Genomic DNA, 14,078 nt, shown 5'->3' with positions numbered 1-14,078 from the left:
TTGCCATGAGACTGCATATGACCAACGCTCCTACAATCCGGCAGCGGGGATCGGCACTCACCGTAGCGATCGTGCTTTTGCTGTTGCTCACGCTGGCTATTTTCGTAGCCATGCCTGCCATCCTCGGCGAACAGCGCGTCTCCGGCAACGACGTGCGCGCAAAAATTGCCCAACACGTGGCTGAAGCCGGCTTGAGCCATGGCCGCGAGTTCTTGAGGTTGAACTCGGGAACATTGATTCCAGACCCGCTCGTTGCAACGGATGCGACAAAATGGGTGGTATGCGGGGCGGCCGAAACCACGTTTCCATGCGGCACCATTGAATCCGACGTTGGCAGCTCCGCGCTCCGCGCCAGGCATTATCGTTACATCGGCGGCGGTGGCCGCACCGTGACGTTCTCTCCTGGTCGAATGTACGACGGCACCGGCAACGATGCCGGCAACTTCAATGCCAGTTACGACGTCGGTGTCCTCTTGTGCCGATTGAACACAGCAACCGACTGCACGCTCACGGCCGCCAGTACAACGGCCACGTCGATGTTCACGCTCGTGTCGCGTGGCACGGTCGATGGCGAGGGTACTACCGCGACTGTCAGCGAAACCATCGGCACATTCCGCCTCATCAATCTTTCCACGAATATTCCGCCGGTGATGGCGGCGGGAACGATCACCGGACTCGGCAACTCGACGATCGTCGGCAATCCAAGCGTTGCCCCGCCAAAAGGATTGGCAGTGTGGGCCAGGAATAACTTTGACGGCAGCGGTGGTTCCTGGCAGACCTGCCAGCAGGACGAATACTTCCGTAGCGACATTACGGGCGTCGTGATGATGGGCAAGAGCAAGACCGTGCCCACCTGTGACGATTGTGCCTGCAATGTCGGGCAGAGAGTGTCCAGTGCGAGTACAGGCGAGGGCGAAGACATCCTGGATTCCACCAATACGGATGGGGGAAAGGCTTTCGCTGGTTCACCCTACTACTACCCCTGCGACATGTTCGAGTACGTACTCGGGGTCAAGGCCCGTAATGACACGGATGCCGACGGCGTATGCGAGACGCTGAAGATGACCGACGGGGATCCCACGCAAGCGGATGTCGTGGAATGGCTGGCAGCGAATGCTGAGATCAAGACCTGCGCAGACTTGAATGCAAGCAGTAGCGGGGTGATCTGGGTTCAGGGCCCTTGCACCGGCGGAAACGCCCTAACGGGGCAGATCGGCTCGCCTGACGACCCGGTGGTCCTGGTGATCGACGGTTCACTCAAGTTGAATACGAACGTCAAATTCTTCGGGCTCATCTTCCTGAGGTATACCGGTACTGCCTTTACTACTTGCGTATCCGATGGCACCGGGTGCCCGGAACTCGAGCCTGGCGGCGGTGGAGCCAAGATTTACGGGTCGCTCGTCATGGAAGGCGGCGGCAAGATCAACGGCACCGTAGATGTCATTTACTTGCCGCAGCTCGTCTCGGCCTTCAATGAGTCCCCCGGGAACAATCGGTTCGCCGGACTGCCCGGCTCATGGTCCGACCGCGTGGCGTACTGAGGTGGCAATCATCATGAACACAAAGCTCCCGCAGCGCGTTGCCGGCTTTACATTGCTCGATGCGTTGATCGCAGTCGTGGTCCTCGCGACCGGCATCCTCGCGCTGACCTTCCTGCAAGTCACGATGTTACGAACCGCCGCCGAGTCCAGGGAGCGGAGCGTGGCCATGACGTTGGCGCAGAACATCGTGGAGGAACGGCGGGCCAACGGTAATCAGACGTTCCCCAACTACCAGGCGCTCGATAGCCAGGGGACCTTCACCTCTGGCGCCTGCGACTATGACAATGCAGGGGCTTTGGTTCCACCGAATTCCTCCGGGCTTCCGTCGGATTACCGTTATTGCGTCCAGGTGCAGCGCTTCCGCGCCAGTGGCAACACCTTTGCCGCCGTGCCGACCAGCGGCGTTGGGGCGCCGGCTTATGGGGGACTCATTCCCGAGTTCAAGCAAATCACGGTCGACATCGGCTGGCGCAAGACAGATGGCTCGTGGGGGAACCTCCGCTTGGGCGATGCGCTCAGTGGCATCCCACTGATCAATTCGAATGATCTCGAGAATCGGCCGATTTCCACCAGCGTCGTACAGCCGCCACCGAGCAAGTTGACCGATGAAGATGTGCTGACCCAGAACACCAATTTCACCACCATTCCGCTTGATGACGGCACTGGTGCACGAATTGCGGCGACGAATCCCACGCCAAAGGTCATTGGCGGTGGCGTGGCTGAAACCAGTTTCCAGGTCTATAAGTACGAGGACGTGGGCGGTGGTTTGATCAATGTGCAGCGGGAGATCGACACACGCGTCATCGGTTGCAAGTGCACTTCGAGGAGTGCGCCCGACCTTCTCGCTCCCGATCAGAGCACCACCACCGAACTTTTCCTGACGCGCCCACTACGTACGACCTATTGGGATGGTGCTCGCTATACTGAGCCGGGCCAGGCTACCTATCCGACTACCGATCTCATTGGCGCGGAACAGACTTCGGCAGTGGGCCTGCAAAGCCCGCTATGCGACGTATGCTGCCGCGACCATCATGATCCATCCAGTGTCGACTACGCTGGACCGACCTCTGCCGAATCGGATGACATTCCGAAATTCGACCCGTATCGGGCAGATCATATCCACTACGTTGATCCAACGGGCGACCTCACCGCGAACCGTGTCACGGCAGCGAATCAGAACTACGAAGAAGTGTGCCGCGTAATCCGCGTCAACGGGATGTACCGGGTTTCGCAGGATCCACTACTGGATCACTATGCGTATATCCCGACCGACAACAACGCTATCGACTACACGACGATATCGGCTACCGCTGGCTACCAGAATTTCGTCAAGACCTATGTCAATGATCGCGTCCTGCCGCTTTCAGGGTATGACTGGGCAGTCAACCGGGTCACGGTCAGCGCGCTCGAAAGCTCAAATGGATTGAATGACCAGGCAGGCAGCCCGATCCAGATCAATTTGGACGACCGTCGTTACCTGCAGAACCGCGCGATCCTGATGGACGTGCTCGGCTTCGAAGCAAAAAGCGTAATGCAGTCCTGCATCGACGAAACGGGCACGGGGACTCCGACGGACCAGGCCTGTGCGTTGCGGCACACCCCGTTCGCCAGCATCAACTTGACCGAACTGACACGCTGGTCAGTGGAGCGTGATACGGCCGCGGCCAGGGATCCCATCACGGTCCAGCCCAAGAACTTCTCGGTGTCGACGCCGACCGGAGCGCCAGTCGCCGGGCAGGTATTTGATGCGTCAGGCGCGATCGCAAATTCCATCGCTGACGCCGTTGGCGCGATCAACCGTTCGGTCGCCACGCTCGTGGACAAGCTCCCCGTGGTTTACCAGGCGGTTACCGACACCTTGTGGCCGGCATCAGACAGGCAAGGCTTCCAGTTCATAGGTGGCACGCGCCCAAGCGTGAAGATCACCATCTCACTGACCGGCCTGAGCTATTTCACCAATCATACCGGCGACAGCTTTGCTCCCTACATCGGCTGGGTCAACGCGGCCCAGGCCACGCAAGGTGATTGCATTCGTGTCGTGAATACCACCAGTTTCGTCTGCGATCTTTATACCGCCGCGAATGCGTCCAATGTGCAGATCCGGATGTTCAACTACCACCAGCAGTTGACCGCGCAGAACAACGGTGCAGTATGCGGTAGCGGCCCGAGCCGCGTGCGAGCGGATTTGCCCCGTTGCAACCTGTTCCGCCCCAACGCATTTACCGGAAGTACCACGGTCACCTTTACACCACCGGCCTTCCGGACCTCTTCGGATGCAGGCAAGCCCAGGGATGACGAGGCTTCGGCGGACCTGGGTGCGGTTGTCGACGGAGGTAGTTACTCCGTTACCTTCGAGGAATCGACCAGCAATCCGTTCAATGCGACGTTTACCTGCGACGCGCTGACCGGGCAGCCTGTGCTGAGCTTCCAGGATCAGGAATGCCGGCGATAAAAAGAAAGGGCCTGCTGGTGCAGGCCCTTTTTTCTGAAGCTGGCGCCCGAAGTTGGACTCGAACCAACGACCCCCTGATTAACAGTCAAGTGCTCTAACCGGCTGAGCTATTCGGGCAGGGGCGCCATTGTGCCGAGCCAGCGCGCCGCGCGCAACCTGACGATGCTCACATTGGCGAAATGCAGGCAAGCGCCGCAGCCTTGGTTGGTTTGCCTGAATGCAGCCGGCCGTCGTTGGCCAAAACCAATGTCACGGCTTGCTCCGGCCCGCGACCGTCGCAAAGGGTGAAAGTGACGTTGGAACCGGCATTCCCGCCATTGGGCTGGAATACCAGCCGAGTGCGGCCCGTCGTGCTGCGCAGGTGCACTTTGCCGCCCAGGGATACGGTGATCTTGAGCAAAGTCTCGTTGCCGTCGCGGGTGCGATCACCGTCGATGTCGGCGTAGACGATCCAGCCTTGGCTCCAATCGATGCTGCTTCGACAACCGCCGGCTTCGTCGCCCGGGCAGAGAACAACGTCTCCGCCGGTCAGCACGGAGTGCCTGACCGCGCCAAGCACCGATTCCACCAGCGCTGCCTGCGCCGCGCCGCTGCAAGTGGCTTCGCGGGCGTTTGACCAGGCCGGCACCGCCGCGCAAATCAAGGCGCTGACCACGGCCAACGCAATCATCGCTTCGATCAAGGTGAATCCGCAGTTCGTGCTTCGCACAGCGATTTCCCAGTGGCTGGATGACCGGGTCAGGCTAAGGTCGGCGTGCTTCCGGGACGATCAGGCGTTCATGCTTGCGAGGGTAGGAAAATCCCGCATCCGCCCGCATCTTCGACGGAGCTACACTGATCGATCGACTCTTCTCCCCCGGCCATGAACGATCTCATTCACCCAGCTGGTTTCGAATTGGTCGCGCCGTACTCCCCAGCCGGCGATCAACCACAGGCAATCGCGAAGCTGATCGAAGGCTTCGAGTCCGGCCTGGCACGGCAGACCCTGCTCGGCGTCACCGGCTCGGGCAAGACCTACACCATCGCCAATGTCATCGAGGCGGTGCAGAAACCGACGCTGGTGATGGCGCCGAACAAGACCCTGGCGGCGCAGCTGTACGGGGAGTTCAAGGCGTTCTTCCCGCACAACGCGGTTGAGTACTTCGTCAGCTATTACGACTACTACCAGCCCGAGGCCTACGTCCCGTCCTCCGACACCTATATCGAGAAGGACAGTTCGATCAACGAGCACATCGAACAGATGCGGTTGTCGGCGACCAAGGCGCTGCTGGAACGGCGCGACGCCATCATCGTCTGTACCGTTTCGGCGATCTATGGCCTCGGCGATCCGAACGAATACTTCAAGATGGTGCTGCACATGGTGCGCGGCGAGCGCATCGACCAGCGCGAGCTGATCCGCCGCCTGACCGAGATGCAGTACACGCGCAACGAGTTCGAGCTGCAGCGTGGCCACTTCCGCGTGCGTGGCGAAACCATCGACGTGCATCCCGCCGAATCCGACGTTGAGGCGCTGCGGATCGAGCTGTTCGATGGTGAGATCGAGAACCTGACGCTGTTCGATCCGCTCACCGGTGAAACCATTCGCAAGCTGCCGCGCTACACCATCTATCCGAAGTCGCACTACGTCACCACCCGACGCACCGTGCTCGATGCGGTCGAGGCGATCAAGATCGAGTTGCGCGAGCGCCTTGAGCAGCTTTACGCGCAGAACAAGCTGGTGGAAGCCCAGCGCCTGGGGCAACGCACGCAGTTCGACCTCGAGATGATGGCCGAGGTCGGCTACTGCAACGGCATCGAGAATTACTCGCGCCACCTGACCGGGCGCATGCCGGGCGAAGCGCCGCCGTGCCTGTTCGACTACCTGCCACCGGATGCATTGCTGGTGGTCGACGAATCGCACGTCACCATCCCGCAGATCGGTGCGATGTACAAAGGCGATCGTTCACGAAAGGAAACCCTGGTCGAATTCGGTTTCCGCCTGCCGTCGGCACTGGATAACCGCCCATTGAAGTTCGATGAATGGGAGCTGCGTTCGCCGCGTAGCGTTTACGTATCGGCGACGCCGAGGGATTACGAACGGGAAAAATCGGAAGGGCAGGTGGTCGAGCTGGTGGTGCGGCCGACCGGCCTGATCGACCCGCAAGTCGAGATTCGCCCCGTGGCCACGCAGGTCGACGACCTGCTGTCGGAGATCAACGAGCGCGTGTCCTGGGGCGATCGCGTCCTGGTCACCACGTTGACCAAGCGCATGGCCGAGAACCTCACCGAATATCTGGGCGAACATGGCGTGCGCGTGCGTTACCTGCACTCCGACGTGGAAACGGTGGAACGCGTTGAGATCATCCGCGACCTGCGCCTCGGCAAGTTCGACGTACTCGTCGGCATCAACCTGTTGCGCGAAGGTCTGGATATGCCGGAGGTGTCGCTGGTGGCGATCCTCGATGCCGACAAGGAGGGTTTCCTGCGTTCGGCTGGTTCGCTGATCCAGACCATTGGCCGTGCCGCGCGCAACCTGCGCGGCAAGGCGATCCTGTATGCGGATCGGGTGACGCGCTCGATGCAGCTCGCCATTGACGAGACCGACCGTCGCCGCCACAAGCAGGTCGAATACAACGAACACCACGGCATCACCCCGATTTCCGTGTCGAAGCCCATCGTCGACATCATGGAAGGCGCGCGCAGCGAACCGGGCGAGGAGAAACGGGCACGTGGCAAGGCGCGCAAGGTGGCGGAGGAGCGCGAGGATTACGCGTTGCTCACCCCGGCGCAGATCGCCAGCAGGCTCAAGGCGCTGGAACAGCAGATGTACCAGCACGCCCGCGACCTCGAATTCGAGGAGGCGGCACGGGTGCGCGACCAGATCCGCCGGCTCAAGGACGCCAGCCTGGCTGTCTAGGAGCGGATTCCGGTTGTCCCTGGCTGGCTGGCTGGGCTAAACTGCGCGCCCTCGCCGCAATGCGGTGTGGACAGCGGTAACGTTTAAAAACTTGGGCGGTTAGCTCAGCGGTAGAGCACTACCTTGACATGGTAGGGGTCACAGGTTCGAACCCTGTACCGCCCACCACGCACCAGCGTGGATCGCGAACGAAGACATTCAGACAGGTGGCCCGCGGAAACGTTGGCCGAGCGTGCGACATGAGGACTACCGACGCCCACTGTTAATCGTCCCCAAGTCGCAGGCTGTTGCAGGCGCCCTTGGGCGCTTTTTTTATTTCCGGCGTCCTAAATTCCTCATCCATGATCACGATCACGCTCCCCGACGGCAGCCGCCGTGAATTCGTCGCCCCCGTCACCGTCCAGGACCTGGCCGCCTCGATCGGCGCCGGCCTGGCCAAGGCCGCGCTGGCCGGCAAAGTCGACGGCAAGCTGGTCGATACCAGCTTCCTGATCGACCACGACGTTGCGGTCGAGATCGTCACCGACAAGCATCCCGACGCCCTCGAGGTGCTGCGCCACTCCACTGCACACTTGCTGGCGCAGGCCGTGCAGCGCCTGTTCCCGGGCGCGCAGGTCACGATCGGCCCGGTGATCGACAACGGCTTCTATTACGACTTCGCCTACGAGCGCCCGTTCACGCCGGAAGACCTGCCGGCGATCGAGGCGGAGATGCAGAAGATCGTCAAGGAAGCGCTGCCGGTGTCGCGCAGCGTGAAGTCGCGCGATGACGCGGTTGCCTTCTTCAAGGGGTTGGGCGAGCTCTACAAGGCCGAGATCATCGAATCCATTCCCGCGGACGAGGATCTCTCCCTCTACAGCCAGGGCGAATTCACCGACCTGTGCCGCGGCCCGCATGTCTCGGGCACCGATAAGCTGCGCGCCTTCAAGCTGATGAAGGTCGCCGGCGCGTACTGGCGCGGCGATTCCAACAACCAGATGCTCAGCCGCATCTACGGCACGGCGTGGCTGAACGATAAGGACCTCAAGGCTTACCTCACCCAGTTGGAAGAGGCCGAAAAGCGCGACCACCGCAAGATCGCCAAGCAGCAGGATCTGTTCCACCTGCAGGAAGAGGCCCCGGGCCTGATTTTCTGGCACCCGAAGGGCTGGTCGATCTGGCAGGTGGTCGAGCAGCACATGCGCAAGGTCTACCGCGACAGCGGCTACCAGGAAGTACGCTGCCCGCAGATCCTCGACGTGTCGCTGTGGCAGAAGTCCGGCCACTGGGACAACTACAAGGAAAACATGTTCTTCACCGAGTCCGAGAAGCGGACCTACGCGGTGAAGCCCATGAACTGCCCCGGCCACGTGCAGATATTCAACTCCGGCCTGCACAGCTATCGCGACCTGCCGATCCGCTACGGCGAGTTCGGCGCCTGCCATCGCAATGAGCCCTCCGGTGCGCTGCACGGCATCCTACGCGTGCGCGGGTTCACCCAGGACGACGGCCATATCTTCTGCACCGAGGACCAGATCGAGTCCGAAGTGACCGCGTTCCACCGCCAGGCCATGGCGGTCTACGCCGACTTCGGCTTCACCGACGTGCAGCTCAAGATCGCGCTGCGCCCGGAGCCGCGCCTCGGCGACGACGCCACTTGGGACAAGGCCGAGAGCGCCCTGCGCAGTGCGCTCGGCGCCGCTGGCGTCGAATGGCAGGAGCTTCCGGGCGAGGGCGCGTTCTACGGCCCGAAGATCGAATACCACCTCAAGGACGCCATCGGCCGGACCTGGCAGCTAGGCACCATGCAGGTGGATTTCATGATGCCGGGCCGGCTCGGCGCCGAGTACATCGACGAGAACAGCCAGCGCCAGCAGCCGGTGATGCTGCACCGGGCCATCGTCGGTTCGATGGAGCGGTTCATCGGCATCCTGATCGAGCACCACGCCGGACATTTCCCGTCCTGGCTGGCCCCGGTGCAGGCGGTGGTGATGAATATCACCGACGCCCAGGCCGATTATGTGGATGAAGTCCGGAAAACCCTTGCAAATCAAGGCTTCCGGGTGGCAGCCGATTTGCGGAACGAAAAGATCGGCTATAAGATTCGCGAGCACACGCTGCAGCGCGTGCCGTACCTGCTGGTGGTCGGGGACCGCGAGAAGGAAAATGGCGCAGTGGCCGTGCGCACGCGCAGTGGCGAGGACCTGGGGACCATGTCCGTTGCCGATTTCGTAGCGCGTTTGCGCAGGGAACAGGCTCGCCACGAGCACGCTGCAGTTTGAATAGTCCCGGCCGCGCGTGAGCGGCCGGCATGTTCCACCTCGGAGATTGAAACATCACTACCCCCGAAAAGCAGAACCGAAAGAACCAGGAGATCCGCGTGCCGCGCGTGCGCGTCATCGGCAGCGACGGCGAGATGATCGGAGTCTTGTCGCGCGACGAGGCCCTGCGCATGGCCGAGGACGAGGGCCTGGACCTCGTCGAGATCCAGCCGAACGCCGATCCGCCCGTGTGCAAGATCATGGACTTCGGCAAGTTCAAGTTCGAACTGCAGAAGAAGGCCAACGAGGCCAAGAAGAAGACCAAGCAGGTCGAGATCAAGGAAGTGAAGTTCCGCCCGGTCACCGATGAGGGTGACTACCAGATCAAGCTGCGCAAAATGCGCGAGTTCCTGGAAGAGGGCGACAAGATCAAGGTCAACATCCGTTTCCGTGGCCGCGAGATGAGCCACCAGGAACTCGGCCGCGAGATGGCCAACCGCATCGAGGCCGACCTTGGCGAGAACATCGTGGTCGAATCGCGCCCGCGTCTGGAAGGGCGGCAGATGGTCATGATGATCGCGCCGAAGAAGAAGACCTGACGGCCGGCCCGGCCGCAACTGCTTCAATTTGCAAGGATTTCCAAGACGGGGCATACTGTGCGGCCCGGTTCGCCGGGTTTGTTGTGCGCAGTACCCAGGACATGTCTTGATTCATCGCTGAATCAATGACTTACGACCGGCAAGGGCAGGACGGAAAGCGTGGCACCAGCCACCGCCCAGGCCAGTGACAGATTTCGAAAGGATCCCCAATGCCCAAGATCAAGACCAATCGGGCGGCGGCCAAGCGCTTCCGGAAGACCGCTTCCGGCAAGTACAAGTGCGGCCACGCCAACAAGAGCCACATCCTCACCAAGAAGGCGACCAAGCGGAAGCGCAACCTTCGGCAGACGAACCATGTTCGTGCCGAGGACGCGGGCCGTCTGGACCGCATGCTTCCGTATTTGTGAGGAGACTGAACCATGGCACGAGTTAAACGTGGTGTTACGGCGCGTCGCCGCCACAAGAAAATCCTGAAGCAGGCCAAGGGCTACTATCACGCCCGCCGCAAAGTCTTCCGCGTCGCCAAGCAGGCGGTGACGAAGGCGCTGCAGTACGCCTACATCGGCCGCAAGCAGAAGAAGCGCAATTTCCGTTCGCTGTGGATCACCCGCATCAATGCGGCGGCCCGCATCAACGGCATGAGCTACAGCCGCTTCATGAACGGCCTGTTGAAGGCCGGCATCACCCTCGACCGCAAGGTGCTGGCGGACATCGCCGTGCACGACGCGGCGGGTTTTGCCGCGCTGGCCGAAAAGGCAAAGGGCGCGCTCGCGGCGTAAGTTTTGTCGGCCTTTCCGTAGTTCGCGCTTCGAGCGCGGGCTTCTGAAGTCGAAAAACGCAGTACACGCATGGGGAAGGGCGCAAGTCCTTCCCCATGTTCGTTTGGGGACCGAGGAACTCGATGGATATCGAACAACTCAGCAAGCAGGCATTGGCCGACATCGCCGCGGCCGATTCGCCGGATGCGATCGAGACGCTGCGCGTCGCGCTGCTCGGCAAGCACGGCAGCATCACCACGCAGCTGAAGGCGTTGGGCACGCTGCCTGGGGACCAGCGCAAGAGCGCAGGCGAGGCGATCAACCGTGCCCGCGATGCAATCGGCGAAGCGCTGGGCGCGCGCAAGATCGAGCTCGACGGTGCCGCACTCGACGCGCGCCTCGCCACCGAAACCATCGACGTCACCCTGCCGGGACGCGACGCCACACGTGGCGGCCTGCATCCGGTCAGCCGCACGCTGGAACGCATCACCGACATCTTCGGCCGGCTCGGTTACGAACTTTCCGACGGGCCCGAGATCGAGGACGACTGGCACAACTTCGAAGCGCTGAACTTCCCGCCGCACCACCCGGCGCGCGCGATGCACGACACGTTCTACTTCGGCGACGGTCGGCTGTTGCGTACGCACACGTCGGGTGTGCAGGTGCGCTACATGAAAGAGCATCAGCCACCGCTGCGCATGATCGCCGCCGGTAAGGTCTACCGCAGCGACAGTGACCAGACCCACACACCGATGTTCCACCAGGTCGAAGGCCTGCTGGTCGACGAGCACGCCAGCTTCGCCGACCTCAAGGGCACGCTGAGCGAATTCGTGCGCGCGTTCTTTGAGCGCGACTTCGCCATGCGCTTCCGCCCGAGCTATTTTCCGTTCACCGAACCATCGGCTGAAGTCGACATCGCCTGGCAACAGCCGGACGGCAGTACGCGCTGGCTGGAAGTGCTCGGCTGCGGGATGGTCCATCCGAACGTGCTGCGCAACGTCGGCATCGATCCGGAGCGCTATACCGGTTTCGCCTTCGGCCTCGGCGTCGAGCGCTTCGCCATGCTGCGCTACGGCGTTGACGACCTGCGCAGCTTCTTCGAGAACGACGTGCGTTTCCTGCGCCAGTTCGCCTGATTCATGCCGATTGAACCACGCCGATTGATTCACGCCGATCCGAGCAATCCCCGATGAAATTCTCCGAAAACTGGCTGCGCCAGCACGTCAAGACCGATGCGACGCGCGAGGAACTCGCGGCGACGCTCACTGCGATCGGCCTCGAAGTCGAAGAGATGACCGTGCTCGGCGCCGCGCTCGACGGTGTCGTGGTCGCGCGCATCGTCGACTGCGCCAAGCATCCGGAAGCCGATCGCCTGCAGGTCTGCCAGGTCGACACTGGCAGCGAGCGCCTGCAGATCGTCTGCGGTGCACCTAACGCGCGTCCCGGCCTGATTGCCCCGCTGGCCACCGTCGGTACGCGCGTCGGCGAGATCACGATCAAGGCGGCCAAGCTGCGCGGCGTCGATTCGAACGGCATGCTCTGCTCGGCGAAGGAACTCGGCCTCGATGCCGATGCGTCCGGCCTGCTCGAATTGCCGGGCGATGCGCCGGTGGGCACACCGCTGGCCGATTACCTCGGCCTGCCGGACGCCAGCATCGAACTGAAGCTCACGCCGAACCGCGCCGACTGCTTCAGCGTGCGCGGCATCGCCTTCGACGTGGCGGCTGCCTGCGGCTCCGACGTGGTGCCGTTCGACGCGACGCCGATGCCGGCCTTGAACAACGAAAGTCTCCCGGTCGAATTGGATGCCGGCGCGAAGGTGCCGCGTTTCGTGGGTCGCGTCATCGAGGGCGTGAACGCCGCCGTGCCCACGCCCGTCTGGATGGCCGAGCGCCTGCGCTGCAGCGGCGTTCGGCCGATCAGCTTCCTGGTCGATGTGACCCAGTACGTGATGCTGGAGCTCGGGCAGCCGATGCACGCCTTCGATCGCGACACACTGGTGGGGCCCGTCGTGGTGCGCCACGCACGAGCAGGCGAGCAAACGAAGCTGCTCGACGGGCGCACTGTGTCGCTCGACGAGGATTTCCTCGTGGTGTCCGACAGTCAGGGAGGGACAGGCGCACGTGTGGTCGCCCTCGGCGGCATCATGGGCGGTTACGACACCCGCGTGACCGATGCGACACGTAACGTCTTCCTCGAAGCGGCGCACTGGATTCCCTCTGCGATCATCGGTCGTGGACGCAAGCTGGGCCTGCATACGGACGCGGGCCATCGTTTCGAGCGCGGCGTCGATCCGGAATTGCCGCGCCAGGCGGTTGAAGTAGCGTCGCGCCTGATCGTCGAGATCGCAGGTGGCGCACCCGGCCCGGTAACTGAAGCGGTCCTGCCGCAGCACTTGCTGCAGCCGCAGCCGGTCGTGCTGCGTCGCACGCGCCTGGCGCGCGTGCTCGGCGTTTCGATTACCGACGGTGAAGTCGAACGCATCCTCCGCGCGCTGGGCCTGTCGGTCGAGAACACCGCCGATGGTTGGCGCGTGACGCCGCCGACCCGCCGCTTCGATCTCGCGATCGAAGAAGACCTGGTCGAGGAAATCGCCCGCATCCACGGTTACGACGCGATCCCGACCACGCTGCCCGGCGGCGCCACGCGCCTGGCCGCGCCCAGCGAAACCAGCGTCGACGAAGTCACCGTGCGTCGCCAGCTCGCCGCGCGCGATTACCTCGAGGCGATCAACTACGCCTTCGTCGACGCCGATCTGTTGGCGAAGTGGAATGCCACCGATGCTGCGGTACCGCTGGCGAATCCGCTCAGCGCCGAACTCGGCGTGATGCGCACGGTTTTGCTGCCGGGCCTGGTTGCCGCGCTCGCGCGCAATGCTGCGCGCCAGCAACCGCGCGTGCGTTTGTTCGAACTCGGCAAGACGTTCGCGAACGCCAATGGCGCGCCGACCGAAACCTTGCGCGTTGCCGCCGTCGCTTGCGGCGATGTCAGGTCCGAGCAATGGGACGCGGCCGCGCGCAAGGTCGATTTCCACGATCTGAAGGGCGACTTCGACAGCCTTGCTGCGTTGTCGGGTGCGGCGCTCGAATACCGGTCGTCGCAAGCCGCCTGGGGCCATCCCGGCCGCTCTGCCGATGTCTACCGTGACGGCGTGAAGCTGGGCTGGATCGGCCAGTTGCACCCGCGCCTGCAGCAAGCCCTGGACCTGGATGTCGATGCGGTCGCGTTCGAGCTGGACCTCGCCCCGCTGCTGGCCCGCGCAATACCGAAGGCGCAGCCGCTGTCCAAGTATCCGTCCGTCCGCCGCGACCTCGCGTTCGTCGTCGCCGATCAGGTGCCTTGGGCGGCGCTCCAGGCCAGCGTGAAGGCCGCCGCGGGCGCGTCCCTGCGCGATCTGGTGCTGTTCGACCGTTATGCCGGCAAGGGCGTGGAAACCGGATTCAAGAGTCTCGCTATGGGCTTGATTCTGCAGGATGAATCCCGCACGCTGACCGACCGCGATGTGGAGGCGGTGGTGGCCGAGGTGGTGGCCGCCCTGCAGCGTGACCACGGCGCGGTCATCCGCAGTTGATCGTTCACAGGGGGACGAGAG

Annotated in this window: 10 protein-coding genes and 2 tRNA genes; 10 read left to right on the top strand and 2 right to left on the bottom strand. The window is 62.7% G+C overall.

Annotated features, from left to right (window positions below; genetic code table 11):
* The first annotated feature begins 17 nt into the window (after positions 1 to 17).
* Together MO486_RS03255 and MO486_RS03250 are read left to right on the top strand one after the other, a co-directional pair.
* On the top strand, positions 18 to 1,541 hold the full coding sequence (locus tag MO486_RS03255) for a PilX N-terminal domain-containing pilus assembly protein (RefSeq protein WP_242904496.1): 1,524 nt from the start codon (positions 18 to 20) through the stop codon (positions 1,539 to 1,541).
* Between the two features lie 13 nt (positions 1,542 to 1,554).
* Positions 1,555 to 3,993: a hypothetical protein gene (locus tag MO486_RS03250; RefSeq protein ID WP_242904495.1), complete on the top strand. Its 2,439-nt coding sequence runs from the start codon at positions 1,555 to 1,557 to the stop codon at positions 3,991 to 3,993.
* Between the two features lie 40 nt (positions 3,994 to 4,033).
* Here MO486_RS03250 and MO486_RS03245 read toward each other — a convergent pair.
* A tRNA-Asn gene (locus tag MO486_RS03245) sits at positions 4,034 to 4,110 on the bottom strand.
* Positions 4,111 to 4,159: 49 nt separating this feature from the next.
* A complete protein-coding gene (locus MO486_RS03240) occupies positions 4,160 to 4,702 on the bottom strand; it encodes a GspH/FimT family pseudopilin (protein WP_345779193.1) in 543 nt (180 codons plus the stop codon).
* Positions 4,703 to 4,855: 153 nt separating this feature from the next.
* On the opposite strand from MO486_RS03240, the gene uvrB reads away from it, so the two are divergent.
* From uvrB to pheT, 8 genes are all read left to right on the top strand, one after another.
* A complete protein-coding gene (gene uvrB, locus MO486_RS03235; protein WP_242904494.1) occupies positions 4,856 to 6,889 on the top strand; it encodes an excinuclease ABC subunit UvrB in 2,034 nt (677 codons plus the stop codon).
* Between the two features lie 93 nt (positions 6,890 to 6,982).
* Positions 6,983 to 7,057: transfer RNA gene (locus tag MO486_RS03230), tRNA-Val, on the top strand.
* A 173-nt stretch (positions 7,058 to 7,230) separates the two neighbouring features.
* Positions 7,231 to 9,150, top strand: coding sequence for a threonine--tRNA ligase (thrS, locus tag MO486_RS03225; RefSeq protein WP_242904493.1), 1,920 nt, complete (start codon positions 7,231 to 7,233; stop codon positions 9,148 to 9,150).
* Positions 9,151 to 9,203: 53 nt separating this feature from the next.
* On the top strand, positions 9,204 to 9,728 hold the full coding sequence (gene infC, locus MO486_RS03220) for a translation initiation factor IF-3 (protein ID WP_242904607.1): 525 nt from the start codon (positions 9,204 to 9,206) through the stop codon (positions 9,726 to 9,728).
* Between the two features lie 209 nt (positions 9,729 to 9,937).
* Positions 9,938 to 10,135: a 50S ribosomal protein L35 gene (gene rpmI / locus MO486_RS03215; protein WP_027083463.1), complete on the top strand. Its 198-nt coding sequence runs from the start codon at positions 9,938 to 9,940 to the stop codon at positions 10,133 to 10,135.
* 12 nt (positions 10,136 to 10,147) lie between these two features.
* On the top strand, positions 10,148 to 10,507 hold the full coding sequence (rplT, locus tag MO486_RS03210; RefSeq protein WP_242904492.1) for a 50S ribosomal protein L20: 360 nt from the start codon (positions 10,148 to 10,150) through the stop codon (positions 10,505 to 10,507).
* 122 nt (positions 10,508 to 10,629) lie between these two features.
* On the top strand, positions 10,630 to 11,622 hold the full coding sequence (gene pheS, locus MO486_RS03205; protein WP_242904491.1) for a phenylalanine--tRNA ligase subunit alpha: 993 nt from the start codon (positions 10,630 to 10,632) through the stop codon (positions 11,620 to 11,622).
* 53 nt (positions 11,623 to 11,675) lie between these two features.
* Complete coding sequence (gene pheT / locus MO486_RS03200) at positions 11,676 to 14,057, top strand: phenylalanine--tRNA ligase subunit beta (RefSeq protein ID WP_242904490.1); 2,382 nt, start codon at positions 11,676 to 11,678, stop codon at positions 14,055 to 14,057.
* The last annotated feature ends 21 nt before the right edge of the window (positions 14,058 to 14,078 follow it).

It is taken from the genome of Lysobacter sp. CFH 32150 (genome assembly GCF_022758295.1).
Lineage (GTDB): Bacteria > Pseudomonadota > Gammaproteobacteria > Xanthomonadales > Xanthomonadaceae > CFH-32150.
The sequence above is the reverse complement of the archived record's forward strand: the minus strand, read 5'-3'. Positions and strand labels throughout refer to the sequence as shown.

What these genes read in the sequence shown, in the direction of transcription:
- MO486_RS03255 (WP_242904496.1), top strand. Translation starts at nt 18, where the DNA reads ATGACCAACGCTCCTACAATCCGGCAGCGGGGATCGGCACTCACCGTA.
- MO486_RS03250 (WP_242904495.1), top strand. Translation starts at nt 1,555, where the DNA reads ATGAACACAAAGCTCCCGCAGCGCGTTGCCGGCTTTACATTGCTCGAT.
- uvrB (WP_242904494.1), top strand. Translation starts at nt 4,856, where the DNA reads ATGAACGATCTCATTCACCCAGCTGGTTTCGAATTGGTCGCGCCGTAC.
- thrS (WP_242904493.1), top strand. Translation starts at nt 7,231, where the DNA reads ATGATCACGATCACGCTCCCCGACGGCAGCCGCCGTGAATTCGTCGCC.
- rpmI (WP_027083463.1), top strand. Translation starts at nt 9,938, where the DNA reads ATGCCCAAGATCAAGACCAATCGGGCGGCGGCCAAGCGCTTCCGGAAG.
- rplT (WP_242904492.1), top strand. Translation starts at nt 10,148, where the DNA reads ATGGCACGAGTTAAACGTGGTGTTACGGCGCGTCGCCGCCACAAGAAA.
- pheS (WP_242904491.1), top strand. Translation starts at nt 10,630, where the DNA reads ATGGATATCGAACAACTCAGCAAGCAGGCATTGGCCGACATCGCCGCG.
- pheT (WP_242904490.1), top strand. Translation starts at nt 11,676, where the DNA reads ATGAAATTCTCCGAAAACTGGCTGCGCCAGCACGTCAAGACCGATGCG.